Origin of the sequence: Streptomyces hiroshimensis (genome assembly GCF_014650335.1) — a bacterium.
Taxonomy (GTDB): domain Bacteria; phylum Actinomycetota; class Actinomycetes; order Streptomycetales; family Streptomycetaceae; genus Streptomyces; species Streptomyces hiroshimensis.
In genome coordinates this window covers 17419-42980 of record NZ_BMUT01000005.1, presented here as the reverse complement: position 1 = coordinate 42980, position 25562 = coordinate 17419, and the positions used below count along the sequence as shown (strand labels likewise).

18 protein-coding genes are annotated in these 25562 nt (G+C 73.2%); 14 read left to right on the top strand and 4 right to left on the bottom strand.

Annotated features, from left to right (window positions below):
• The first annotated feature begins 83 nt into the window (after positions 1–83).
• The 9 genes from rimP to IE241_RS13115 all read left to right on the top strand — a co-directional run bounded on the left by rimP (position 84) and on the right by IE241_RS13115 (position 12861).
• The gene (gene rimP, locus IE241_RS13155) at positions 84–629 is read left to right on the top strand and encodes a ribosome maturation factor RimP (RefSeq protein WP_190021902.1); all 546 of its coding nucleotides are present in this window, start codon (positions 84–86) and stop codon (positions 627–629) included.
• 2 nt (positions 630–631) lie between these two features.
• On the top strand, positions 632–1633 hold the full coding sequence (gene nusA / locus IE241_RS13150; RefSeq protein ID WP_190021901.1) for a transcription termination factor NusA: 1002 nt from the start codon (positions 632–634) through the stop codon (positions 1631–1633).
• A 115-nt stretch (positions 1634–1748) separates the two neighbouring features.
• Positions 1749–2030, top strand: a complete 282-nt coding sequence (locus tag IE241_RS13145) for a YlxR family protein (RefSeq protein WP_190021900.1) — start codon at positions 1749–1751, stop codon at positions 2028–2030.
• 183 nt (positions 2031–2213) lie between these two features.
• Positions 2214–5282: a translation initiation factor IF-2 gene (infB, locus tag IE241_RS13140; RefSeq protein ID WP_190021899.1), complete on the top strand. Its 3069-nt coding sequence runs from the start codon at positions 2214–2216 to the stop codon at positions 5280–5282.
• A 186-nt stretch (positions 5283–5468) separates the two neighbouring features.
• A complete protein-coding gene (locus IE241_RS13135; protein ID WP_058046532.1) occupies positions 5469–5765 on the top strand; it encodes a DUF503 domain-containing protein in 297 nt (98 codons plus the stop codon).
• Between the two features lie 51 nt (positions 5766–5816).
• A complete protein-coding gene (rbfA, locus tag IE241_RS13130) occupies positions 5817–6272 on the top strand; it encodes a 30S ribosome-binding factor RbfA (RefSeq protein WP_190021898.1) in 456 nt (151 codons plus the stop codon).
• On the top strand, positions 6269–7171 hold the full coding sequence (gene truB / locus IE241_RS13125) for a tRNA pseudouridine(55) synthase TruB (protein WP_190021897.1): 903 nt from the start codon (positions 6269–6271) through the stop codon (positions 7169–7171). Before rbfA ends, truB begins: the two co-directional genes overlap by 4 nt.
• Positions 7172–7644: 473 nt before the next feature.
• Positions 7645–11850, top strand: coding sequence for a S1 family serine peptidase (locus IE241_RS13120; protein ID WP_190021896.1), 4206 nt, complete (start codon positions 7645–7647; stop codon positions 11848–11850).
• 51 nt (positions 11851–11901) lie between these two features.
• On the top strand, positions 11902–12861 hold the full coding sequence (locus IE241_RS13115) for a bifunctional riboflavin kinase/FAD synthetase (RefSeq protein ID WP_190021895.1): 960 nt from the start codon (positions 11902–11904) through the stop codon (positions 12859–12861).
• 109 nt (positions 12862–12970) lie between these two features.
• Here IE241_RS13115 and IE241_RS13110 read toward each other — a convergent pair whose 3' ends face one another.
• Positions 12971–16213, bottom strand: coding sequence for an SCO5717 family growth-regulating ATPase (locus IE241_RS13110; RefSeq protein ID WP_229899203.1), 3243 nt, complete (start codon positions 16211–16213; stop codon positions 12971–12973).
• 575 nt (positions 16214–16788) lie between these two features.
• On the opposite strand from IE241_RS13110, the gene IE241_RS13105 reads away from it, so the two are divergent.
• A complete protein-coding gene (locus IE241_RS13105) occupies positions 16789–18420 on the top strand; it encodes an outer membrane protein assembly factor BamB family protein (RefSeq protein WP_190021894.1) in 1632 nt (543 codons plus the stop codon).
• Between the two features lie 133 nt (positions 18421–18553).
• On the opposite strand, the gene IE241_RS13100 is transcribed toward IE241_RS13105, so the two are convergent.
• The gene (locus tag IE241_RS13100; protein WP_190021893.1) at positions 18554–19300 is read right to left on the bottom strand and encodes a hypothetical protein; all 747 of its coding nucleotides are present in this window, start codon (positions 19298–19300) and stop codon (positions 18554–18556) included.
• Between the two features lie 47 nt (positions 19301–19347).
• Positions 19348–20628 (bottom strand): type VII secretion protein EccE, encoded by a 1281-nt coding sequence (gene eccE, locus IE241_RS13095; protein WP_190021892.1) that lies wholly within the window; start codon positions 20626–20628, stop codon positions 19348–19350.
• Positions 20629–20810: 182 nt separating this feature from the next.
• Between eccE and eccB the strand changes: the two genes are divergently transcribed.
• The 4 genes from eccB to IE241_RS13075 all read left to right on the top strand — a co-directional run bounded on the left by eccB (position 20811) and on the right by IE241_RS13075 (position 25143).
• A complete protein-coding gene (gene eccB / locus IE241_RS13090) occupies positions 20811–22421 on the top strand; it encodes a type VII secretion protein EccB (RefSeq protein ID WP_190021891.1) in 1611 nt (536 codons plus the stop codon).
• 8 nt (positions 22422–22429) lie between these two features.
• Complete coding sequence (mycP, locus tag IE241_RS13085; RefSeq protein ID WP_308433675.1) at positions 22430–24166, top strand: type VII secretion-associated serine protease mycosin; 1737 nt, start codon at positions 22430–22432, stop codon at positions 24164–24166.
• 118 nt (positions 24167–24284) lie between these two features.
• On the top strand, positions 24285–24677 hold the full coding sequence (locus tag IE241_RS13080; protein WP_190021890.1) for a WXG100 family type VII secretion target: 393 nt from the start codon (positions 24285–24287) through the stop codon (positions 24675–24677).
• A 157-nt stretch (positions 24678–24834) separates the two neighbouring features.
• Positions 24835–25143, top strand: coding sequence for a WXG100 family type VII secretion target (locus tag IE241_RS13075; protein ID WP_190021889.1), 309 nt, complete (start codon positions 24835–24837; stop codon positions 25141–25143).
• Between the two features lie 99 nt (positions 25144–25242).
• Here IE241_RS13075 and IE241_RS13070 read toward each other — a convergent pair whose 3' ends face one another.
• Positions 25243–25473: a DUF397 domain-containing protein gene (locus IE241_RS13070; protein WP_190021888.1), complete on the bottom strand. Its 231-nt coding sequence runs from the start codon at positions 25471–25473 to the stop codon at positions 25243–25245.
• Between the last annotated feature and the right edge of the window lie 89 nt (positions 25474–25562).

The window sequence follows — 25562 nt, the reverse complement described above, 5'->3', positions numbered from 1 at the left end:
GTCAGTCGGCTGCCGGAACAGATAGGCTTTGACCTGACACGCGACTTTCCCACAACAGCACACGCGGCCGAGGAGTCACCCGGATGAGCACCACCCAGAGCGAGCGGCTGCGCGAGCTGCTGGCCCCTCTCGTGAGCGCGCGGGAGCTGGATCTGGAAGAGATCGAGGTGACCACGGCGGGCAAGCGGCGTGTGCTGCGCATCGTGGTGGACTCCGATGCGGGCGTCGAGCTGGACGAGTGTGCGGAAGTCAGCCGCGCCGTCTCCGAGAAGCTCGACGAGACGGATGCCATGGGCGGCGCCCCGTACGTCCTGGAAGTCAGCTCCCCCGGCGCCGACCGCCCTTTGACCGAGCACCGGCACTACGTGCGTGCCACCGGCCGTCTGATCAAGGTGCAGCTCGCCGAGGGCGGCGAGCTCGTGGCGCGCATCGTCGCGGTGGACGACGAGGGGCTGGACATGGAGGTCCCGGGAGTCAAGGGCCGCAAGCCCACCTCCCGGCGCCTGGCCTTCGGCGAGATCGCGAAGGCCCGCGTGGAGATCGAGTTCAACCGCAAGGCCGCGGAGAAGACCGCAGACACGGCGGCAGAGGCCGCCGATGAAACCGACGAGAGCCAAGAGGAGGCGTAGCCGTGGACATCGACATGAGTGCCCTGCGGGGTCTGGTGCGAGAGAAGGAGATCTCCTTCGACCTGCTGGTCGAGGCGATCGAGTCGGCCCTCCTCATCGCCTACCACCGCACCGAGGGGAGCCGTCGCCGCGCCCGCGTGGAGCTGGACCGCTCCACCGGTCACGTGACGGTGTGGGCCAAGGAGGACCCGCAGGACCTGGAGGAGGGCGAGGAGCCCCGCGAGTTCGACGACACGCCGTCCGGCTTCGGCCGGATCGCCGCGACCACCGCCAAGCAGGTCATCCTCCAGCGTCTGCGCGACGCCGAGGACGAGATCACTTTCGGTGAGTTCGCGGGCCGTGAGGGCGACGTCGTCGCGGGCATCGTCCAGCAGGGCAAGGACCCGAAGAACGTCCTCGTGGACATCGGCAAGCTGGAGGCCATCCTGCCGGTGCAGGAGCAGGTCCCCGGCGAGGAGTACAAGCACGGCACGCGCCTGCGCACGTACGTCGTACGGGTGGCGAAGGGCGTGCGCGGTCCGTCCGTCACGCTCTCGCGCACCCACCCGAATCTGGTCAAGAAGCTCTTCGCTCTCGAGGTGCCGGAGATCGCGGACGGCTCGGTGGAGATCGCCGCCATCGCCCGTGAGGCCGGTCACCGCACCAAGATCGCGGTCCGCTCCACGCGCTCCGGCCTCAACGCCAAGGGCGCCTGCATCGGCCCCATGGGCGGCCGGGTGCGCAACGTGATGGCCGAGCTGCACGGCGAGAAGATCGACATCGTCGACTGGTCGGACGACCCCGCCGAGCTGGTGGCGCACGCGCTGTCCCCCGCGCGGGTGAGCAAGGTCGAGGTCGTGGACCTCGCCGCGCGCTCCGCCCGGGTGACCGTGCCCGACTACCAGCTCTCGCTGGCCATCGGCAAGGAGGGGCAGAACGCCCGCCTGGCCGCGCGCCTCACCGGGTGGCGCATCGACATCCGCCCGGACACCGAGCAGCCCGACCGGGAATCCGGCCGAGCCTGATCACGTTCATGACACCGGGGTCCGCGAGTGCGGGCCCCGGCATCGTGGCCGAAACGCATACGTGCCCGATCATGCCCCCCAGGGGCGGGGTGGGCGCGGGGAGGTAGACTGAACAGTGTCTGGCCGGACGCATGCCCGCGCATGCCCTGAGCGAACCTGTGTGGGATGCCGGGAGCGAGCGGCCAAGGGCGATCTGCTGCGGATCGTGATGATCGAGGGCGCCTGCGTCCCCGATCCTCGCGGTACGCTGCCCGGCCGGGGTGCCTCCGTGCACCCCACACTGGTCTGTCTCGACCTGGCGGTCCGCCGCCGGGCGTTTCCCAGGGCCTTCAAAAGCCCGGGGCCGCTCGATACGGCGGAGCTCCGCCGGTGCATCGAACAGATCGAACAGCAGTAGATCGGCCCCGCATGCGCGGGGTATGGCCCCACTGTAAGAAGCACGGCACGGGTAACCGTGCGGTCAGGTACCTCGCGAGTTGGAAGTAGGTCGAGATTGCGATGAGCACTCGATGAGTACGCGATGAGTACGCCCATGAAGTAGCGACGGTCCGGTGGACACCCCGGACCTAGAAGGAGCGAAGTGGCTAAGGTCCGGGTATACGAACTCGCCAAGGAGTTCGGAGTGGAGAGCAAGGTCGTCATGGCCAAGCTCCAAGAACTTGGTGAATTCGTCCGTTCGGCGTCCTCGACGATCGAGGCGCCGGTTGTCCGCAAGTTGACAGACGCACTGCAGGGTCCCGGCGGCGCCGGCAAGCCCGGTGCGAAGCCCGCGGCGCCGCGTAAGGCCGCGGCCCCCAAGCCGGGTGCCCCCACTCCGGGTGCGCCCCGTCCCGCCGCCCCCAAGCCGGCGGCGGAGGCAGCTGCCCCCAAGCCGTCCCCGGCCGCGCCGGCTCCCGGCCCGCGTCCGGGTCCCAAGCCTGCCCCGGCGGCTCCGGCCAAGCCGGCCCCGGTCACCCCGGTGCCCGTCGCGGAGTTCTCCGCGCCGGCCACGGAGCGTCCGGCTGCCGAGCGTCCGGCCGCGGAGCGTCCCGCCGCGCCGCGCCCCGGTGCGACGCCCGGTCCGCGTCCCGGTGGCGCCCGCCCCGGTCCCGCCGGCCAGCGTGACGGCGGCCGCCCCGAGCGCGCCCCGCGTCCCGGTGGTGCGGGCGAGCGTGCCCCGCGTCCCGGTGGCGCCCGTCCGGCCGGTCCCCGTCCGGGCAACAACCCCTTCACCTCCGGTGGCTCCACGGGCATGGCCCGTCCGCAGGCCCCCCGTCCCGGTGGCGCGCCGCGCCCCGGCGGCCAGGGTGCTCCGGGCGCTCCGCGTCCGCAGGGCGGTCCCGGCGGTGCTCCCCGTCCGCAGGGTCCGGGCGGCGCCCGTCCGACCCCGGGCGGCATGCCCCGTCCGCAGGGTGCCCCCGGTGGCGCCCCGCGTCCCGGTGGCGCTCCCTCCGGTAACCGCCCGAACCCGGGCATGATGCCGCAGCGTCCGGCTGCCGGCCCGCGTCCGGGCCCCGGTGGCGGCGGTCGCGGTCCCGGCGGCGGTGCCGGTCGTCCCGGCGGCGGTGCCGGTCGTCCCGGCTTCGCCGGTCGTCCGGCCGGTCCCGGCGGCGGCGGTCGTCCCGGTGGCGGCGGCGGCTTCGCCGGTCGTCCCGGTGGCGGTGCCCCCGGTGGCGGCGGAGGCTTCGGCGGCGGTCGTCCGGGCTTCGGCGGTCGTCCCGGCGGCCCGGGTGCCCGTGGCGGCACGCAGGGTGCCTTCGGCCGTCCCGGCGGTCCGGCCCGTCGTGGCCGCAAGTCCAAGCGCCAGAGGCGCCAGGAGTACGAGGCCATGCAGGCCCCGTCCGTCGGCGGCGTGATGCTGCCCCGCGGCGGCGGCGAGACCATTCGCCTGTCGCGCGGTGCCTCCCTCACCGACTTCGCGGAGAAGATCGGCGCCAACCCGGCGTCGCTCGTCGCCGTGATGATGAACCTCGGCGAGATGGTCACGGCCACGCAGTCCGTCTCGGACGAGACGCTGCAGCTCCTCGGCGGCGAGATGAACTACACGGTTCAGATCGTCAGCCCCGAGGAGGAGGACCGCGAGCTGCTCGAGTCGTTCGACATCGAGTTCGGTGAGAACGAGGGCGGCGAGGAGATGCTCGTCGCGCGTCCGCCGGTCGTGACCGTCATGGGTCACGTCGACCACGGTAAGACGCGACTCCTCGACGCGATCCGCAAGACCAACGTGGTCGCGGGCGAGGCCGGTGGCATCACCCAGCACATCGGTGCCTACCAGGTCTCCACCGACGTCAACGACGAAGAGCGCAAGATCACCTTCATCGACACCCCGGGTCACGAGGCGTTCACCGCCATGCGTGCCCGTGGTGCCAAGTCGACCGACATCGCGATCCTCGTGGTGGCGGCCAACGACGGTGTCATGCCGCAGACGATCGAGGCCCTGAACCACGCCAAGGCGGCCGACGTGCCGATCGTGGTCGCGGTCAACAAGATCGACGTCGAGGGCGCCGACCCGACCAAGGTGCGCGGTCAGCTCACCGAGTTCGGTCTGGTGGCCGAGGAGTACGGCGGCGACACGATGTTCGTCGACATCTCCGCCAAGCAGGGTCTGAACATCGACAAGCTGCTCGAGGCCGTCGTCCTCACCGCCGACGCCGCGCTCGACCTGCGCGCCAACGCGGAGCAGGACGCGCAGGGTATTGCGATCGAGGCCCACCTCGACCGCGGTCGCGGTGCCGTGGCCACCGTGCTCGTCCAGCGCGGTACCCTCCGCGTCGGTGACACGATGGTCGCCGGTGACGCCTACGGCCGTGTCCGCGCCATGCTCGACGACAAGGGCCAGAACGTCGAGGAAGCGGGTCCGTCGACCCCCGTCCTCGTCCTTGGTCTCACCAACGTTCCGGGTGCGGGCGACAACTTCCTCGTCGTCGACGAGGACCGTACGGCCCGCCAGATCGCCGAGAAGCGCGCTGCGCGTGAGCGCAACGCCGCCTTCGCCAAGCGCACCCGCCGGGTGTCCCTCGAGGACCTCGACAAGGTGCTCAAGGCCGGTCTGGTCCAGGACCTCAACATCATCATCAAGGGCGACGCGTCCGGTTCGGTGGAGGCTCTCGAGTCCTCGCTGCTCCAGCTCGACGTCGGCGAAGAGGTCGAGATCCGGATCCTGCACCGCGGTGTGGGTGCGGTCACCGAGTCCGACATCAACCTGGCGACCGGCTCCGACGCCATCGTCATCGGCTTCAACGTCCGCGCCGAGGGCCGTGCCACGCAGATGGCCGAGCGCGAGGGCGTCGACGTCCGGTACTACTCGGTCATCTACCAGGCGATCGAGGAGATCGAGGCGGCCCTCAAGGGCATGCTGAAGCCGGAGTACGAAGAGGTCGAGCTCGGTACGGCGGAGATCCGCGAGATCTTCCGCTCGTCCAAGCTGGGCAACATCGCGGGTGTTCTCATCCGCTCCGGCGAGGTCAAGCGCAACACCAAGGCGCGCCTCATCCGCGACGGCAAGGTCATCGCGGAGGAGCTCAACATCGTCGGTCTGCGTCGTTTCAAGGACGACGTCACGGAGATCCGCGAAGGCTTCGAGGGCGGTATCAACCTCGGAAACTTCAACGACATCAAGATCGACGACGTCATCGCGACGTACGAGATGCGCGAGAAGCCGCGCGGCTGATCGTGTAGCTGCCCGCGCGAAGCGCGGTCCACCAGGGGTGGTGGTCGGGCGACGGGCGGGATCGACCCCGGGGCCGGTCGGCGGAGCATATTCCGTCGATCGGCCCCGGCCGTTGCGTGTACGGTTCGAAGAGCCGTACACCACAGGTAAACCTCACGCCTCCCGGGTGGGCTTCACCCGTCACGTATGTATGCAGGGACTCTGTCCTTCGACCTTCTCCTCGGCGACGTCCGATCGCTGAAGGAGAAGCGCTCCGTCGTCCGCCCGATCGTCGCCGAGCTGCACCGCAAGTACGCGGTGAGTGTGGCGGAGGTCGGCGACCAGGACCTCTACCGCCGGGCGACGATCGGCCTGGCGGCGGTCTCCGGGGACGCGGGGCACCTCACCGACCTACTGGACCGCTGCGAGCGCTGGGTCGCCGCACGTCCCGAAGTGGAGCTGCTCTCGGTCAGGCGGCGGTTCCACGGCGACCACGACGACTGAGCGCGTCAGCGGCGCCACAAGCACAATGGACAAGAAGAAGGAGACGGACCAGTGGCCGACAACGCGCGTGCGAAAAGGCTGGCGGACCTCATCCGCGAGGTGATCGCCCAGAAGCTGCAGCGCGGAATCAAGGACCCGCGGCTCGGCTCGCATGTGACCATCACGGACACCCGGGTCACCGGCGACCTGCGGGAGGCTACGGTCTTCTACACGGTCTACGGCGACGACGAGGAGCGCGCGAGCGCGGCCGCGGGGCTGGAGAGCGCCAAGGGCATCCTGCGCTCGGAGGTCGGCCGCGCGGCCGGCATCAAGTTCACGCCGACCCTGACGTTCGTGGCGGACGCCCTGCCGGAGAACGCCCGCACCATCGAGGACCTCCTCGACCAGGCCCGGGCCTCCGACGCCAAGGTGCGCCAGGCGTCCTCGGGCGCGGCGTACGCGGGCGAGGCCGACCCGTACCGCAAGCCGGGCGAGGACGAGGACGACAAGGACGCTGCCGGCGAATGAAGCACAAGGAGACCCCGCCGGACGGCCTTGTCATCGTCGACAAGCCGGCCGGCTTCACCTCGCACGACGTCGTCGCGAAGATGCGCGGCATCGCGCGGACGCGCCGCGTGGGGCACGCGGGGACGCTCGACCCCATGGCGACGGGCGTCCTCGTCCTTGGCATCGAGCGGGCGACGAAGCTTCTCGGCCACCTCGCGCTGACCGAGAAGGAGTACGTCGCGACGATCCGCCTGGGGCAGAACACCGTCACGGACGACGCCGAGGGCGACATCACCTCCTCGGCGGACGCCTCCGCGGTCACCCGTGAGGCGATCGACGCGGGTGTCGCCAAGCTCACCGGCGCGATCATGCAGGTCCCGTCGAAGGTCAGCGCGATCAAGATCGACGGCAAGCGGTCGTACAAGCGGGCGCGCGAGGGCGAGGACTTCGAGATCCCGGCCCGGCCGGTCACCGTCTCGTCGTTCGCCGTCCACGCCGTGACCCCTGCGGAGGCCGCGGACGGCACCCCCGTGCAGGACCTGCTGGTCTCCGTCGTCTGCTCCTCCGGGACGTACGTGCGCGCCCTCGCGCGCGACCTGGGCGCCGACACGGGCGTGGGGGGCCACCTCACCGCCCTGCGGCGGACGCGCGTCGGCCCGTACGGGCTGGGCGAGGCCCGCACGCTGGACCAGCTCCAGGAGGAGCTGACGATCATGCCCGTCGCCGAGGCGGCCGCTGCGGCCTTCCAGCGCTGGGACGTCACGGAGGAGCAGGCGCGCCTGCTCGCCAACGGCGTGCGCGTACGCGTCCCGCTCTTCGACACCACGGGGCCGATCGCGGCCTTCGGTCCGGACGGGCGCTTCCTGGTGCTCCTGGAGAACCAGGGCGGCCGGGCGAAGAGCCTGGCGGCCTTCGGCTAGAGCCGGCCGGCGGAGGGCACGGCCGGCGCCTGGCGCGGCGCCGTGCCCTTCTGCCTGGCCGCGGCCGGTGGCGGCCGCTCAGGGCTGTTGCCGGCTCCTGGACGGCCTTGTGCCGGACGGGGCGCCCTTGCTCCGGATGGGGCGCTGCACGCGCCGTACGGGCCTCTGGGCGCCCGCAGCGCGCCGTCCTGGTCCTGGAGGAGACGGGGCCCGTCCTCGTATGCCGCTGCACAGGCAAGCCGGGCGCATATGCCCCACCACCGTGGGGCGGGGAGCCGTCATCCGTCGCTCCACGCCCCACGATCCCCCTCCTCCCAGTCGTCTATCCACACCGCTCCCACAATTCACCCCATTGGGCAGGCGCTCGGAGTGAATAGCGGGTGTGGAAGGGGGCGCGTTCCTGAGACGACCTGGTCCTGCCGATCATCCGCTGCCTACCGTCGGGGTAAGTGCACGGCGGGGAGGTTCGGCGGATGAGCGGTCGGCGGACCGATGCGGACGAGTTCCTGGTGCGCATCAGAGACCTCGCCGGGAGGCCGCGCGGTACGGGCTTCATCGCCGACGACCGCGGCACGATGATCACCAGCCATGAGGCCGTCGACGGCCTGGCGCGCCTGGTGCTGCTGGCCCCGGGCGACCGTACGTGCCTGGTGGGTGCCGAGGCGGTGACGCCCCTGCCGGGCTGCGACCTGGCACTGGTGCGCACCGAGGGCCTCGGCGTGGCCCCCCTGCCCGTCGCCGCCGCGGAGCGCATCGAGGACGGGGCGAGCGTCCGGCTGCGGGCGGGCCACTGGCAGCGCGCCCAGGTCATCGGCGAGGCCCTGGTCACCTACACGGCCACGGACCGCTTCCACCTGCTCGACGCCGCGGTGGAGCTCTCCCTGGGCGAGCGCGACGGCCTGCGGCTCGGCGAGGAGGCCACCGGCGGCCCGGTCATCGACGCCCGTACGGGGACAGTCGTGGCCGTCCTCGGTACCGCGCTCCATGCCGAGCGCCGCTCCGGAGGTTTCGCCATCCCGCTCCGTGCGGCGGCCGCGGCCTCCCCGGACGGCCCCCTGGCGGCCCTCCTGGAGCGCAACGCGGCCACGGTGCCCGCCTTCGGCCCCGATCTCAACCTTGCGGGCGCCCTCCAGCTGACGGCGACGTCCCTCGGCCCGATCATCACGGCACGCGACTGGCGCGACCCCGTGGAGCGGCCGGAGATCGCCCGGGAGTTCACGCGCTTCCTGGAGCCGGACGAGGATCACGCCGGCCTCGCGGGCGCGGATGCGGATGCTCCCGGGGACACCGGCGACCGGATGCCGGAGGACGCCGACCGTCCGCCCGCCCCCGAACCGCCGCCCGATGAACCCGTCCCGGAACCCTTCCCCGCCCAGGGCGGCACGGGGGCCCCGGGCGTGCTGGTGGTGACCGTCCCGCCGCGCGCCTGGCGCGGTACCCCCGGCGGCGGCCCCGGTGGGCGCTGGATCGGCGACCTGCCCGGCGCGCGCCATCCCGCCGACGGGCCGGAACCCGGAGCGTCCACGGATCCGGACACACTGGGCGTCGCGGAGGACGAGGGGGACGCGGACGGTCCCGCCGCCGTCCTCGGCCTCGTGGGCGGCCCCGGGACGGGGCGTACGACGGAGCTCCTCTCGCTCGCTTCCCGGCGCGCACGGGGCGCTGAACCGGCCCCCACGCTCTGGCTGCGCGGTGCGGACCTGGAGGACGGCGACACCAGCCTGCGGGACGCGATCGCGCGGGCCCTCGCAGCTGCCGCCCGGATCGTCACCGCCTCCGCCGGTGCGGCCGGCACGGTGGGCGACCCCGCCGAGGCCACCCCCGAGGCCGTGGCTGCGCTGGGGGACCGCGTGGGGCGGCCCCTCCTCGTCGTCCTCGACGGCCCCGAGGAGGTCCCGCCGGTCCTCGCACACGCCCTGCCGGCCTGGACCGCGGCGACCGCCCAGTGGCTGGAGGAGACGTCCGCCCGGCTCGTCGTCGCCTGCCGCCCGGAGCACTGGGAGACCGCCGGCGACCTCTTCCCGCGCACGGTGCTTCATGCGTCGACGGCGTCGGCCACGCCGCGCAGCCTGCCGCCCTGCGTCAGCCTGACCGACCTCGGCCCCCTGCAGGCCGAGCGAGCCCGCGCTCTCTACGGCATCCCGCCGGACGCCATTCATCAGGGGGACGCCGCCCACCCGCTCGCCCTCCGCCTGCTCTCCGAGGTGCGCGCCGCGCTCCCGGGCGGCACCGCACCGGGCGGCCGGGCGGGCGAGGACGGGGCGGCCAGGCCCCCTGACCGCTGGGACATCTTCTCCGCCTACCTGGACCTGGTCTGCCTGCGCATCGCCGTACGGCTGGCGGCCGGGCGCCGCCCCGCGCTGCGCGGTACGGCCGTGCGCAGGCTCGCCGCGCGCGTCGCCGGGCAGGTGCACGAGGCGGCCCGGCGGTGCCTGGGCCCCGGGCAGGGAGAGCTGGAGCGCGAGGCCTTCGAAGAGCTCTTCCCGTGGCGCAACGGCTGGGCCTCCGCCGTCCTCACCGAGGGCCTGCTCGTCCCGGCCGGCACCGGCTACCGCTTTGCGCACGAGGAGTTCGCCGACTGGCTGCAAGGCGCCCACCTCGACCTCGACGCCGCCCTGCACACTCTCGTCCACCGCTGGTACGAGCCCGAGGGCGGCTCCGGTGAGCACGACGCCCGCCTGCCGTCGCGGCCGGGCGGGGGGCCCGCGATCGAGGGACACGTGCCGCCGCCCCCCGGATCGAGCCGTGCACCGCGCTCGACGGCCGCGCGCCGCCGCAGCCGCCGTGCGGCCCGGCAGCGGGCCCGCAGGCCGCTGCCCGTGCCGCGCCACCGCATCGGCCCCGTCCTGCAGGCCCTGCTCCTCCTGGCGCGGCGCTCCGGCCCCGACGCCCTCGCGCGCCGGCTGGGCGCCCTGGTCGACGCGGTCGCCGCGCTCCCCCCGTCCGGGCAGACGGCCGGTACGGACGACGAGCGCCGCCCCGCGCTCCCTGACCCCGCCTGGTGGGCGGCGCACCTCCTGGGCGAGACCCTCCTGCGCGTGCCGGACGCCACCCCCTACCTGGGAGCCCTCCGGCTCCTCGCGGAGCGCCTCACGGCCCGTTCCGTGGCCCTGGGCGGCTTCGACAGCGGGGCGACGGACTCCCTGAGCGGCCTGGCCGAATTCGGGCCATGGTTCTGGCTCCGGCTGCCCCTCGGGCTCGCCGAGCGGCTCGACCTCCTGCGCCTGCTGCTCCCCGCAGACGCCCCGCCCCCCGGCCAGACCCAGTACCAGGCCCAGGCTCTGGAGAGCTCTGCCCCGGGCCCGGAACAGCCCCGGCAGACGCCCCAGCCGCCGCACACCGACCGCTTCCTGCCCGCGGTCATGACCGTCCTCGCCGAGGAGCCCTGCGCCGCTCAGGCCCTGCTGTGCCGCTGGTTCTCCGACGAGCGTCCCCTGCAGGCCGCCCCGTACGGCGACCACCTGAGGCTCACGGTCTCCACGGCCGCCCAGGTCCTGCTCCACACGCACCGGCACCGTGCCGTCGACGACCTCGCCGAAGCCCTGGTGGACGCCGCGCACCCGCGTGCCGACGAGCTCCTCGCCGCCCTCGCCGAGGACGAGCCGTCCGCCGTCTGCCGGGCCGTGGACCGGTGGGCCCACGACGACCGCATCGAGCGGCATGTGGCGGCCGCCGCGTACGCCCTCAAGGCCGCACAGCACGTCACCACCGCCGCCGACCGCGAGCTGCTGCGCTACTCCGCGCTCGCGCTGCTGGCGCGCCCCGCGGAGGGCGCCCTGCACGGCACCGCGCTCGCCCTCCTCGTCCGCGACCAGGAGACGCGCGCCAAGCACCTCCAGCGGGCCCTGGCCCTCTTCGCCGCGTGCGACCCTCACCTGCCCGCCGGTGCCCTGGCGCCCGCCCTGACCACCCACCCCGAACCGGTCCTCGCGGCGTACCGCGCGCGGCTGTACGTACGGGGTGACGGGCCCGGGGACGTCCTGCGCACCCTCGCCGAGGTCACCACGCCCGCCCTCGCCCGGCGGGCCGCGGCCCTCGTCCAGGAGTACGTGGAGCACCACCCCGAGGGCGCGGAGCTCGCCGCCGCCTTCGTCGACCGCCGGCTCGAAGAAGGCCCCGCGGCCCGCTCCGTCCTCTTCCCGCTCGTCGTCCACCTGCTCAGCAGCCGCCCGCCCCAGGTGCGCCGTGCCCTGGCCCCCGTCCTGGCCTTCCCCGGCACGCCGCTGTCGCGACCGCTGCGCCAGGAGCTGCTGGAGGTGCTGCTGGAGCGTGAGCAGTACGGGCCCTTCGAGCGCGATGTCACCGTCCTGGACGCTCTGCTGCGCGCCGTGGCGGCCGGCGCGGGGGAGCGCACCGAGGCCCGCACCCGGGACCTCGTGCACCGCACCGGTCTGCTCATGGCCCGCAGCCCCGAGGGGGCGGCCTGCTTCGACCGCCGCATGGTGCAGCTGTCCCGCGAGATCCCCGTCTTCGGGGAGCAGGTGCTCCGCTGGCTGCGCTCCGCGCCCGCGCAGTGGGCCGTCGTGGTCGGCCCGCGAGCGCGCATCAAGCTCACCGCCTGGGCGGGGCAGGACGGCCCCGGTGACGCCCCGGACCCGTCCGGCGCGGCCGTGTCTCCTGACCTGACAGTCACTGGACCGGCCGATGCGGGGCGCCGAGAACCGGCATGGCACTCTTAGTCCTGCGTAATCGACAGACAAAAGTTCGGGTTCGGGCGAGGAGCGGGCACAGTGCAGCGCTGGCGTGGCTTGGAGGACATCCCCCAGGACTGGGGGCGCAGCGTCGTCACCATCGGCTCGTACGACGGTGTGCACCGCGGGCACCAGCTGATCATCGGGCGGACCGTGGAGCGGGCGCGCGAGCTCGGGGTGCCGTCGGTCGTGGTGACCTTCGACCCGCACCCGAGCGAGGTCGTGCGGCCGGGCAGTCACCCGCCGCTGCTGGCGCCGCACCACCGGCGCGCGGAGCTCATGGCCGAGCTGGGCGTCGACGCCGTGCTGATCCTGCCCTTCACGGCGGAGTTCTCGAAGCTCTCGCCCGCCGACTTCGTGGTGAAGGTACTCGTCGACAAGCTGCACGCCAAGCTCGTCGTGGAGGGCCCCAACTTCCGCTTCGGGCACCGTGCCGCGGGCACCGTCGACTTCCTGACGGAGCTCGGTGCTACGTATGACTACGAGGTCGAGGTCATCGACCTGTTCGTCAGCGGCGAGGCGGGCGGCGGGCAGCCCTTCTCCTCCACGCTGACGCGGCGCCTGGTCGCCGAGGGCGACGTCGCGGGCGCGATGGAGATCCTCGGCCGCCCGCACCGCGTCGAGGGCGTCGTGGTGCGTGGCGCGCAGCGCGGCCGCGAACTGGGTTACCCGACGGCCAACGTGGAGACGCTGCCGCACACCGCGATCCCCGCCGACGGCGTCTACGCCGGCTGGCTGACCGTGGGCGGCGAGTCCATGCCCGCGGCCATCTCCGTCGGCACGAACGTGCAGTTCGACGCGACGGAGCGCACCGTCGAGGCGTACGCCATCGACCGGACCGACCTCGACCTCTACGGGCTCCATGCGGCCGTGGACTTCCTCGCCTACCTGCGCGGCATGGAGAAGTTCGAGTCCATCGAGGCGCTGCTGCTGTGCATGGCGGGCGACGTGAAGCGGGCGCGGGACCTGGTGGCCGCACACGAGAAGACGGCGGCCTGACGGCTGCCGCGGCATCGGACATGTGAGGAGGGGCCCCGGGCGGCGATCGCCGCCCGGGGCCCCTCCTCGTGCGTTTCCCGGTGCTGGTGCGCTGCGCGCTCCGTGCGCGCTACTGCTGCGGGTAGCCGTAGCCGCCCGGCTGTCCCGGGTGGCCCTGCTGCCCGGGCTGCCCCGGCTGTGCGTACGGGCCCGGCTGCGCGCCGCCGTACGGGCCCTGCGGGGCGGCGTACGGGTGGTACGGAGCGGGGGCCGGGGCCGGCTGGCCCGGCTGCTGCTGGGGCTGCTGCTCCGGGGCGTACTGGGCGGGCACCGGCGCGGCCGGAGCCGCCTGCTGCTGCGGCTGCTGCTGAGGTGCAGGATCGCCGCCCCAGACGCCGCGCTGCTGCTGGGCCCGGGTGAAGTCCTCCGCCACCATGGCCGAGAGGTTGAAGTAGGCCTCGCGGGTCTTCGGCCGCATCATCTCCAGGTCGACCTCGGCGCCGGTCGCCAGGTGCTCGTCGAACGGGACGACGACCACACCGCGGCAGCGCTGCTCGAAGTGGGACACGATGTCCTCGACCTTGATCATCTTTCCGGTCTCGCGGACCCCGGAGATGACGGTGACGCTGCGGGAGACGAGCTCGGCGTAGCCGTGCGCATGGAGCCAGTCGAGCGTGGTGCTGGCGCTGCTCGCGCCGTCGACGGAGGGCGTCGAGACGATGATCAGCTGGTCGGCGAGGTCGAGGACGCCGCGCATGGCGCTGTAGAGCAGACCGGTACCCGAGTCCGTGAGGATGATCGGGTACTGGCGGCCGAGCAGGTCTATCGCCCGCCGGTAGTCCTCGTCGTTGAAGGTCGTGGAGACCGCCGGGTCCACGTCGTTGGCGATGATCTCCAGGCCGGAGGGCGCCTGTGAGGTGTACCGGCGGATGTCCATGTAGCTGTGCAGGCTCGGGATCGCCGACACGAGGTCACGGATCGTCGCGCCCGTCTCGCGCCGCACGCGGCGGCCCAGCGTGCCCGCGTCGGGGTTGGCGTCGATCGCGAGGATCTTGTCCTGGCGCTCGCTGGCGAGCGTCGCACCGAGGGCGGTGGTCGTGGTCGTCTTGCCGACGCCACCCTTGAGGCTGATCACGGCGATCCGGTAGCACGAGAGGACGGGCGTACGAATCAGCTCCAGCCTGCGCTGGCGCTCCGCCTCCTCCTTCTTGCCCCCGAACTTGAACCGGGGGCCGGCGATCTGCTTCTTCGGCTTCGGCTTGCTGCGCAGCAGCCGCTCCGAGGACAGCTCCATGGAAGCGGTGAACCCGAGCGGGGCCCCGTGCACGGACCGCTGCCGCTGCTCCGGCGTCACCGTGGGCCAGCCGCCGGCGCGCGGGTCGGCGGGCACCCCGCCCTGGCCGCCGTCCCCGGCCGGCGGCAGGGAGGCGTCGGGGTACGGGGTCTGGGCGTACGGGTACGGGGCGGGGGCGGGCGCCGCAGCCGCCTCGTGCGCGCCCGCGGGGCCCGGCTGTGCCTGCACCGCCGGCGGCAGCGCGGGGGAGCCGTCGAAGGAGGGCTGTGCGTAGGGGAGTTGCTGCGGGTCGGCGTGGGGCGTGGGCGTCGGGGCCTGCGGGGCGTGGGCGTCCGGCTGCGGGAGGCCGTCCAGCGCCGGGGGCACCGGGGCCCCGTGCGCCTCGGGGCGCGGGGCGCCGTCGAGCGCAGGAGGTACCGGCGCGTGGGGCACGGGGGCCTCCGGGCGCGGGTATCCGTAACCGCCCTGCGGCGCGAGAGTGTTCGGCGCAGGCGGCATGGGGGCCTCATGCGGCCCGGTGAGGCCCTGCGGCGTCGGAGCGGCGGCGTCCTGCGCGGGGGGAAGCGCGGGAGCGGCCTGGTGCGGCAGCGCGGGCGGCGCCGGGAAGGCATGGGGCGCCGGCGCCGGCGCCGGTACAGGGGCGGCCGCCCCGTGCGCCTCGGGGCGCGGGTACCCGTAACCGTCCTGCGGGGCGGGAGCAGCCGTGTACGGGGCGGGGGCCGCGTTGTCGGCCGCGCCGTGGATGCCGGGCTGCGGGGAGCCGTCGAGGGGCGGCGGCACGGGCGCTCCATGCGCGTCGGCCCGCGGGTATCCGTAGCCGTCCTGCGGCGCAGGGGAGTTGAGCGCGGGCGGCACGGGGGCGCCCTGGGCGCCGGGCTGCGGGAAGGACGGCGCAGGCGGGTAGGGAGTCGGCGTCAGGCCGTTCGGCGGGACAGGGACACCGCCGGCCCCATGCGCGGCCGACTGAGGCTCTGCGGGCGCCTGCTGCGCTTCAGGAGCGGCGGGCACGGCGGAACCGCCCTGCTGGGCCGCGGCGTACGGGCCCGGGGCGGGCGGGAAGCCCTGCGGTGGCATGGGGGGAGGCGCGGGCATGTCGGCAGGCTGCTGTACGGCCGGTGCCGGTGCCGCAGGGGCGAAGTTCGGCGGGAGGGGCGGCAGCGCGGCCTGGGGGACCGGCGGCGGGGCCCAGGCGGCCGCCTGCGCATCCTGTGCTGCTTCCGCCGGCTCTTCGCTCGTACGCTCGGCGACGCGGTCGCGCAGCGCGGCGGCGGAGAACCGCATGGTGCCCTCGGGGCGTGGAGCGGCGTGCCCGGCCTCGGAGTCGGAGGGGGTCTCCGTGGCCTCGTGAGCCGAAGCGGCCCCCGAGCTGTCCTCGGGAGCCGGGTGCGCGCTCTCTGCGGGGCCCCGGCCGGCCTTCTGGTCGTCAGCAGTGGCACCGGCGAGGGGAGAAGCACTCTCGTCCTCCGTCCGGCCCGCAACGGTTTCGGAGCGGCTCCCGGCATCGGGGCCCGCGGCCTCGTGCCCGGGCCCCGTGCCCGACTCGGCGTCGGCCTCATGCCGCGCCGCAGCGCCCGCCTCATGCCGGGCCACGGCGTCCGTGTCACCCGGGGCGCCAGCGGCGCCCGGCCCCGGGACGCTGTCGGCCTTTGCCGCAGCCACTGCGTCACCGGCGTTCGTGCCCGGCCCGGATGCGGCCTCGCCGCCCCGTGCCGCGATCTCGTCCTGCAGTGCTGCTGCGGAGAACCGCATCGTGGCAGGGCTCTTCAGCCCGCCTGCCGCAGCGGTCTCCCCGGAAGCGGGCTCCGCCCGGTCGCTCCGCGCCTCGGCTGCCGCAGACGGCATCCCCAGCGGTTCACCCGAAGGCGGGGGAGGGGGGAGCTGCTGCCCCTCACCTCCGGTACTGCCCGGGCCCGCCGTGGGAGCCACTGCGGAAGAGGCGTTCTGCGTGTACCAGGCAGGTGGCGTGTAGTCGATGGTGAACTCGCCCATGGTGTCGGGCTCGTGATCGTGACCGGCGTCGGACCGGTCCCCGCCGGCTGCGGACCCGCCTGCGCGGATCTCGTCCCGATCGCTGCTCACATTGCCTCCTGGTGTGGTCTAGCGCCCATGAAGTGCCTGTCGGGCCCGACCGTTCCCGTCGTCCGACCGCCCGGGTCTCCCCCGTTTGCGACGGGAGAGGCCGATGAGGTCCCCCGTCCGTACACCTGCCCAGCCTAATCGTCATACGCACCGCCGGGGCAGGCCCGCCCCCACCCCACCGGCCGCCCCGCACGCCGCCCGGGCCTCCGGGCGTCGGCAACCGGACCGGTGGGGCGCAGGAGGCGGGTGATACAAAGATTCCCCGCTCGAGTGTCACAACAGCGCGGGATCCGCGCCCGATTCGCTCCTTTCCGGCGGAATGGCTCGTGCATTCCATCCGGATTGCGGGGGGAGGCAGATCGCGTGACGGGCCCGCACCCAAGAGGTATGCGCTGATGGTCCAGCCGCCCCCACCCCCACCGATGCCGCCGAACCAGCCTCCGACTCCGGAGGACGGCACCGGCGCACCGCAGGACCCGGCAGCGAAAGCCCCGCAGCAGCCACAGCAGCCGCCCGCTCCGCCGCCGGCCCAGGCGACCACCCAGCCGTCCTTCCAGCCGCCGGCAGTTCCCCCCGTGCCGCCTTCGCCGCCCAGTGCCCCGCCCGCGCAGCCCGCATGGGGCGGCCCCGCGGCGCCCGGCAGCCCCTCCCCGGCCGCCCCGTACCCGTACCCGTCGGCGAACCCGAACCCGAACCCGTACGCGCAGCAGCAGCCCGGCCCCTACGGTGCCTACCCGCCCCCGGGGCAGCCTTTCGGCGCCCCGCCGCCCGCCGGGCCCCCTGCCGGGGGAGCGGACAAGAAGCGGACGGCCGTCATCATCGGCGCGGCCGTCGCCGTACTGCTCGCGGCAGGAGGCGGCGTATGGGCCCTGACCGGCAGCGGCGGCGACGACCCGCACCCGCCGAAGGCCTCCGGCAGTGCCTCACCCGGTAAGAACGGGAGCACCGGCGGCGACAGCGGTGGTACGGCCGGCCCGCGCGACGGCGAGGATGACGACGATCCCAACAGCGGTCGCCAGGACGGCGAGGCCAAGGTCCTCATCAACCAGAACGGCCCCCAGGTCGAGCAGGCGGGCTCCGCGGTGCCCGGCGTGTGGGCGTTCGGCGACTACGTCGTCAAGACCGTCCAGGAGAAGGTCATCGCCTACTCCACCTCCGACGGCAAGGAGAAGTGGTCCATCGCCCTGCCCAAGAGGGTCTGCGCGGCGCCCGCGGACGTCACGGACGACGGCAAGGTCGTGGTGGCCTACGACGGCGACACGAAGGACTCTTGCGCCAACTACGCCATGCTCGACCTCAAGGAGGGCAAGAAGGGCTGGGACAAGCCGATCCCCAAGTCCGGCGGCTTCGCAGAGAGCTTCATCGGACTGGACATGGCCCTCAGCGGCAACGCGGTCGGGGCGGCCTGGTTCGGCGGCTCCGGCATGCTCCGGGTGAGCGACGGGGAGCCCATCTCCACCCCCGGACTGGAGGCCGGCTGCTCCGTGGACGGCTTCGCGGGCGGCAAGGCGATGCTGCGCTCGTGGCAGTGCGTCGACGACGAGACCTCGCACATCGAGAAACTCGACACCTCCACCGGCAAGCCCGTGTGGACGTACGACGGCCGCAAGGGCCTGGGGACCAGGAAGATCTACTCCAGCGAGCCGGCCGTCGTCTTCCTCCTGTCCCGGGACAAGAAGAGCGGCGCGGTCGTCGCCCTCAAGGACGGCAAGGAACGCTCGGTCATCGACCAGGGCAAGGAGACGTACACGCCGACCTGCGGTCTGTCGATCATGGGTCACGACCTGGGCGGCTGCCAGGGCGTCGCCGCGACCGACAGCACCCTCTACCTGCCGACCGGCGGTGAGGACAGCTACTCGGCCGGCAACGAGATCCACGCCTTCGACCTCGACACCGGAAAGCGCAAGTGGGCCTCGAAGAGGACCAAGCCTCAGCTCATGCCGCTCCGGGCGGAGGGCGACAAGGTCTTCGCGTACCAGGAGCCGTCGTACGACAAGGCGGGCGCCGTCGTGAGCATCGGCCCCGACGGCGAGCCGAAGGTCGTGCTGCAGGCCCCGAAGGCCACCATGAAGGCCGAGGACATGTTCTTCAGCGCGAGGTACCTGTACGAGGGGGACCGCCTCATCATCGCCAACACGCGACTGTCGGGCAGCAGTTCCGAAGGCCCCGACGCCAACAAGCTGCTCCTCGCCTTCGGCAAGGGCTGACGGTAACGGCCTGCCGGTTCCGGCTTCCCTGCGGGAACGGGGCGCGCACCACTGGGTGCGCGCCCCGTCTGTTTATGCCGCTGTTCATGCCGCGTCCTTTGGCGTTCCGTCTGCTCGCATTCCGTGCAGCCGGTCAGTCCACGCGGCGCGGGGCGCCCAGCAGCCTCGTCTCCGCATCCGTCGCCCGCACGTCGACGTACGTCCACGACCGCCCGGCGCACCACAGCGTCACCGTCTCCGGGAGCGTGGGCAGCGCCTCGACGTCGGCCTGCGGCAGCCCGAGGAGCAGGCCGAGCTGCCGCGCCTCCTCCGGCGACACCCGCTGGACGCCGACGAGGTCCGCGCTGCCCAGCAGGCGCGGTGCGTCCGGCCCCAGGTAGGGAAGCAGCGTCAGTACGGACTGCCAGGGCGCGGTCATGACCCGGCCGAGGGGCGGCCGCGCGCCGCAGTCGCGCACGACCAGGACCGGGCTGTGCACCGATGGGCCCTGCGGAGGCACCCGCCCGACGTCGTGCAAGGTCACACACTGGTGGCCGCCGTTGGCGGCCTGCGCGAGCGTGGTCCACACCTGGCGGCGGCCGGTCTCCACGGCGACCCTGGCGCCCGTACCGACCGTGCGCAGGGCGATGACCTGCGCCGTCCAGGCGCCGCCGATCAGGACGGCGCCGAACGGCACGGGGCGGGCCACCCCGAGGACCGCCGGTTCGTCCTGCGGACCGGTGCCGATGACCACACCGTCGTCACCGACGGGCAGCGCCAGTGCTTCGAATTCCTCGGGAGCGAGCTCGTGTCGGCCGCGCCGGGGCCCCGGCAGGCCGAGACCGAAGCGCGGCCGCCCGGCGCCGGAACCGGGCGCGTTCCCCGGCCCCGGCGAAGGCATCTGCCCCGGAGAAGGCGTCGGGGCCGAAGGCACCGGGGCAGTAGCCGTCACCGCGTACCTCCCAGCGGCAGAGTGGCGAGCATGCCGGGGACCTGCTCGTGGTCGAGCCGTACGAGCCCGGCCCTCACGGAGCGAGCCGCCCGCTCCAGATCCCGCCGCGTCGCCGCCAGTTCGTCGGAGCTGCGGCCGGTCACCCGGACGTATGTCGTCAGCGTCGGCGCATGGCGCCCGTTGCGTATGCGCCCGCGCCCCAGCGTCAGGCTCAGCGTCGTCGACAGCGCGGGCAGCGAGGTGAGCAGTGCGGCGAGCTGCGGCAGGGGAGTGGCCCCCGGGCCCAGCTGCGGCAGGCGCGCGACCCAGTACGTGGTGTGCCAGCGGTCGTCGCACCGCAGGGTCCGGGCGCTCTCCAGCGTCCGCCGCACGGGCGTGGCCGTGCGCGCGGCCTGTGCGGAGGCGACCGGATTGACGTTCGCGGCCGTGGATATCGCAGCCGTCAGCTCGTCCTCGGACAGCAGCGCCGCCCGGAACCCCGCCCCCTGCAGCCGGCTCGCCAACTGGTCCGCCACTCGCAGCACGCAGCGGTGCGCCCCCTTCTCGCCGCCTCCCCGCGCCTCGACCGCCTCCGGGCACAGCTCGGGATCGAGCTTCAGCGCCACCCACGTGGTGCGGACCGCAGGAGCACCCGAAAGGGCCTGCAGCGGTGCGTAGTTCCGCGCCGAGAGCGCATCGGCCGGCAGGTGCGGAGCGGGCGCCGGCAGGGTGCTCTGCACCACCTGTACGGACTCCAGCCGGATGCCGTCGACGTCCAAGGCGTCCCGCAGCAGGGCCAGCGGCAGCGCCTTCTCGGCCCGCAGCGGGCGCAGCGGGGCGTCCACGGCGTCGACGCGCAGCACCGCGGACACGAACGTCCCGTCACCGACCAGACCGATCCCGCGCTGCTCGCGGTCCGTGAACGTGCCGGTCCGCAGGGCCGGCTCGCACTCCACGACCGGCGCCATCGCCGGGTCCGTGCCCGCATCCGCCGGAGCCGCCCGGCGCGCGCGGTCGCGGAGCGCCACCGAGGCCGCCAGCGACTCCGCCATCGGCCGCTGCCCCGGCCGGACCACCGCGAGCAGCGCCAGCACCACGGCCACCACGACGGCCGGCACCAGCAGCACCGGGCCGGCCGGCCAGGCGAGCAGCACCAGAGCCACAGCGACCTCGACCAGCACCAGTTGCTGCAGTCGCACCGGCCCGACGCTTCCGCCCCGCACCGCGGCGCGGGGGACGGCCACGCCTGCCCCGGGAGCGGCATTCCCCGGAGCCCGTACGCGCGTTGTGGCACCCATGCCCGTCACAGCTCCCTCAGCCGTCGCCGGCCGTATCCACGGGCCGGACCGAAAACCCGGATCAGCGCAGGTCCCTGACGGACGTGTTGATCCCTACCGGCATAGTAGGGGGCCGGTAGGACAACCGGACCCAGCGCAGTGCCTGTCGACCGGCGCCGAGACCAGGGGAGAAGCGGCTACACATGGCATCACGGCGGGATGAGCTCAATGCCTACATCTTCGCGAGGAAGCGAACGGTCGCAGCCTTCCTGCAGCCCTCGCCCAACGGCACCGAGGAGGGGGCGCCACGCCCCCTGCGCGCCGTCCTGCCGGGCATCGTCGCCGGTGCCGTGCTGATCGCAGGCTTCGGCGCCTGGGGCATGTTCCGGCCGACCGCGCCGAAGGGCTGGGACGACGAGGCCGCGCACGTCATCGTCGGCAGCCAGTCAACGACCCGCTACGTCGTCCTGACGACGGACAAGAAGAAGCAACTGCACCCCGTCCTCAACTTCGCCTCCGCGAAACTGCTCCTCACCCCCGAGAAGTCCTCCGTCATCAAGGTGAAGGAAGAGGAGCTCGACAACGGCCACATCCCGCGCGGCCCGACGCTCGGCATCCCCTACGCGCCCGACCGCATGCCGGGATCCGACGAGGCGGGCAAGCAGAAGCACTGGGCCGTCTGCGAACAGCCCGGTGCCGGCGGGCGGACCACCCAGAAGGCCGTCTTCCTGATCGCCGGACGCGACCCCAAGCTCAAGAGGCTCACCGGCGAGGAGCGCCTGCGCGGCAACCAGGCCCTCTACGTGCAGGGCCCGGACGGCGCCCGCTACCTCGTCGACCCCCAGGGCACCAAATACCTGCTCGGCGGGGCCGGCTGGCAGTCCGCCGACCCCTCCGACCACAACCTGCTGCTCCGCTCCGTCTTCAACGACGGCGCCAAGCCGCAGCCGGTCACCAAGGACTGGCTGGACACCTTCCACGACGGCGCGCCCATCGTCTTCCCGGAGACCGGTGGCGACATCGGCGCGGGCGCGGGTACCGGCACCCTGCCCGGCAAGGCCGACCGCGTCGGCATGGTCCTCGAAGCGCCCACCGGCAACGGCACGCAGAACTACGTCGTGCTGCGCGGACAGGTCCAGCGCGTCTCGCCGTTCGTCGCGAAGCTCCTCCTCAACAGCCGGAAGCTGGCACCGCTCGGCCAGGCCGGCGTACCCGAGCGGGTGAGCGCGGCGGCCTTCACGCCGGCGGACGACGAGTTCTACGGGCAGTACCACTGGCCCTCCCAGGTGCCACGGCAGGCCAACTTCCTTGGGCGCTCCAACGACTCCCACCACACCGTCTGCAGCATCTTCAGCGGCATGTCCGCCGGAGGCACCCCCGAACTCGCCGCCTGGGCCGGTGACGGCTACCCGGCGACCATCCCCGACGGCGCCACCAGTGCCTACGTCACCCCGGGCTCCGGTCTCCTCTACCGCCAGGTCACGGGGCGTCAGACCAACAGCGGGTCGGTCTTCCTCGTCACCGACACCGGGCTGCGCTACGCCGTCCAGTCCAACAACGACAGCGGTGCGGGCAAGTCGAGGATCGGCGAGAACGCGACGCCCTCCGCGGAGCCGGACGGTTCGTCCGATCCCGCCCGTGCGGCCGACGGCACGGGGCCGGGAGCCGCCGGACCGGCCGAGTCCGACCAGGCCCGCACCAGGCTCGGCTACGGAAAGGTGAACCCGCTGCCGGTGCCCGCGAACTGGTCGCAGTTCCTGCCGACCGGGCCGCGCCTGGACACCAACAGCGCCAGGCAGCCGCAGGGGTCGTGAGAGAGCCGATGCCACGGATGACGAGACGGCCGATGCCCCTCCGTACGACGACAGCGCTCAACGCCGCCTTGGCGGCGGCACTCGTAGCAGCTGCGGCGGCCGCATCCGCGCCTGCGCCCGCTCCCGCGCCTGCGCCCGCGTCCGCCGCGGGTGCTTCACCCGCCCGCGCTGCTTCACCTGCCCCAGCGACGTCACCCGCCTCAGTGATCTTGTCTGCCTCGGTGATGTCACCTGCCCCTGTGGCGTCATCCGCTCCCGTGTATCTGGACGGCAGCGGTGAGTGCACCTACCCCGCCAAGACGATCAAGGGCACCCCCTGGTCGCTCCAGCGGATCCTCCTCGACCGGCTCTGGCAGGACACCAAGGGCCGCGACAGCGCGGGCCGGCCGGTCCGCGTCGCCGTCATCGACTCGGGCGTCGACGTCCGGAACCCGCAGCTCAGGGGGGCCGTCGACGTCGAGAGCGGGGCCGACCTGCTGACGGGCATGGCGGAGGCGGCGGCCAAGGAGGGGGCGAAGGACGCGGCAAGGGGCGGGGTGACGGACGGGGCGACGGAGGGGACGAGCGTCAGGGCGAACGCACAGGACGCGCCCCGCGAGCCCAGGCCCGGTCCGTCTCCCGGCCCCTCGGGCGGAGGGCGGGACCGGAAGAAGGACGGGGACAAGGTCGGGGACAAGGACGGGGAGAAGAGCACGCCGAAACCCGGCTCGTCTTCCGGTTCCCCGGCCGCCGACAAGAAGGACGAGTCGAAGAACCCGGAGAAGTCCGCGGAGCCGAGCCCGTCGAAGAGCCCCGACAAGCCGCCGGAGAAAGAGAAGGAGAAGGAGCCGGAGAAGCCGAAGCCCGATCCCACCCTCGACCTGGTGGGGCACGGCACCAAGGTCGCCGGCATCATCGCGGCCCGCCCGTCCCCCGGTAGCGGATTCGTCGGCATCGCACCCGAGTCGGTCATCATCCCGATCCGCCAGAACGACGAGAAGGGCACGGGCACGTCCCGGACCCTGGCCCAGGGCATCGGCCTGGCCGTCGCCGCGGGAGCGCGCGTCATCAACATCTCCCAGGACACGACGAAGGCCCTGAAGCCCGACTCCGACCTCGAACGGGCCGTGAAGGACGCGCTGGAGAAGGACGTCGTCGTCGTTGCCTCGGCGGGCAACGACGGCCTCGGCGGCGACGTCAAGGAGACCTACCCCGCCGCGTACAAGGGCGTCCTTGCGGTCGGCGCCTCCGACCGCAACAACGAGCGCGCCGTCTTCTCGCAGCCCGGCGAGTTCGTCGGCGTCGCCGCACCCGGAGTCGAGATGGTCTCCACCGTCCCCCTGGGCGGCCAGTGCGTCGACAACGGCACCAGCTTCTCCGCCCCGTACGTGGCCGGGGTCGCCGCCCTCATCCGCGCCAAGCACCCCGACTGGAAGCAGCACCAGGTCGTCGCCCAGATCGAACAGACCGCGGAACGCGCCACCAGCGGCCACGACCCCTACATCGGCTGGGGCGTCGTCGATCCGGTCCGTGCCCTCACCGACGATGCGCACCCCCTCGACCGCGTCGCCCCGGCCAAGCCGGAGGCCCGCGGCGTCCGGGCCCCCGCGGTGGCCCCCCTCGCCGTGGGCGAGTCACCGCAGCAGCGGAAGGAGCGCCTCGCCACGTACGCACTCGGCGGCGCGGCCGTGCTCGTCGCGTCGATCGCCGGGCTGGCCGTGGTGGGGAGGGAACACCGCCGCCGCCGGGCGTTGCGCGGCGGATGAGCCCGTCAAAGTGCCGCCTTGTGTGTGCAGTTGGGGCATGCACCGTGAGTGGCTAGAGTGACATTTGGCGCCTTTCACGGGCGTGGCAGACAACGCCCCTCGGGGGGAAAGGCGGAACATGTCGGAGAACGGCAGGCAGAAGGTCAGTGACGAGGCCTTCAAGACCTTCACGGACGCCATCGACAAGACCAGCTCACATTTCTCGGCGAACCTTCGTCAGCTGGCGAACGTCATCGCGACCCTGGACGGCGGCAGCTCGTGGAAGGGCGAGGCGCACCGGGCCTTCCGCAAGGCGCAGAGCGACCTGAACGACGACCACGACCGGGTGCGCCGCATGATCGACCGCGTGCGTGAGGCCGTCGTCCTGACGCACCGTGCCTCCGGGGCGACCGACGGGGAAATCGCCGCCCGGATGAAGGGCATCGACATCGGCGGCGGTGGCGCCGCACCCGCTTCTGCCGCCGCTGCCGGAGGTTCCGGCGCGCCGTCCAGCGGGATCGACAACTACTGATCCGGAAGTACGGGTCCGGAAGTACGGATCCGGACTTGCGGGTCCGGAAGCACTGGTCCGGCGGTACGGATCCGGCCGGGCACTTCTGCCCGTCACATCATTTCGACTCGGCCATTTCGACTCGACCGTTGAGCAGCACCACAGAGGGTGGGGACACATGTCAGATCAGGGCGGAGAGCTTGTAGTCAATTACAGCTCCCTTCAGACCACGGCCAGCGACATCAAGAAGGCCGCGGGCGTGATCGAGCGCGAGCTGGAATCCATGCGCAACGCCGTGAACAAGGTCGCGGCCGGCTGGGAGGGCGAGGCCCACCAGATGATGCTGCAGGTGGATGCGGAGTTCCGGCGGCGGAGCGCGCACATCCAGCAGACGCTGAAGCAGGTCGCGGACCTGGTTCAGCAGGGCGGCGAGCACTTTCACGCGACGGACAAGAAGGCGTCACAGCTGTTCGACATCAGCTACTGATCAGCTACTGATCCGTGTCCGCCGATCCGTGTCTGCCGATCCGCGACACGGCAACGGGGGCGGCCTGCCGGCAATCCGGCGGTCCGCCCCCAGGCGCGTTCACTTCAGGTCGAACTCGCCGTCACGCGCACCCAGCACGAACGCCCGCCATTCGGCCGGGGTATAGCGCAGCACGGTGCCGGGGTCGGTCGAGGACCGCATCGCCACTGCACCGTCGGAGAAGTAGGCGATCTCGACGCGCTCCTCGTCCTCCGCGGCCTCGGGCGCACTCAGCCATTCGAGACCGGAGATGTCGCGGGCGTACAGCTCGTCCTTCTCGCGTTCGTCCATGGGGCAGGGGCCGCCTTTCGGGTGCGCAATTTCCGCCGGATCGCCGCGGCGCCGGGCCAGTTGGGGCCGGTCGGCGCCTGCAGGGGCAA

Excerpts from the sequence above, each read along its gene's own strand:
- rimP (WP_190021902.1), top strand. The coding sequence starts at position 84 with ATGAGCACCACCCAGAGCGAGCGGCTGCGCGAGCTGCTGGCCCCTCTC.
- IE241_RS13135 (WP_058046532.1), top strand. The coding sequence starts at position 5,469 with ATGTATGCAGGGACTCTGTCCTTCGACCTTCTCCTCGGCGACGTCCGA.
- truB (WP_190021897.1), top strand. The coding sequence starts at position 6,269 with ATGAAGCACAAGGAGACCCCGCCGGACGGCCTTGTCATCGTCGACAAG.
- IE241_RS13120 (WP_190021896.1), top strand. The coding sequence starts at position 7,645 with ATGAGCGGTCGGCGGACCGATGCGGACGAGTTCCTGGTGCGCATCAGA.
- IE241_RS13100 (WP_190021893.1), bottom strand. The coding sequence starts at position 19,300 with ATGCCTTCGCCGGGGCCGGGGAACGCGCCCGGTTCCGGCGCCGGGCGG.
- eccE (WP_190021892.1), bottom strand. The coding sequence starts at position 20,628 with ATGGGTGCCACAACGCGCGTACGGGCTCCGGGGAATGCCGCTCCCGGG.
- eccB (WP_190021891.1), top strand. The coding sequence starts at position 20,811 with ATGGCATCACGGCGGGATGAGCTCAATGCCTACATCTTCGCGAGGAAG.
- mycP (WP_308433675.1), top strand. The coding sequence starts at position 22,430 with ATGCCACGGATGACGAGACGGCCGATGCCCCTCCGTACGACGACAGCG.
- IE241_RS13080 (WP_190021890.1), top strand. The coding sequence starts at position 24,285 with ATGTCGGAGAACGGCAGGCAGAAGGTCAGTGACGAGGCCTTCAAGACC.
- IE241_RS13075 (WP_190021889.1), top strand. The coding sequence starts at position 24,835 with ATGTCAGATCAGGGCGGAGAGCTTGTAGTCAATTACAGCTCCCTTCAG.
- IE241_RS13070 (WP_190021888.1), bottom strand. The coding sequence starts at position 25,473 with ATGGACGAACGCGAGAAGGACGAGCTGTACGCCCGCGACATCTCCGGT.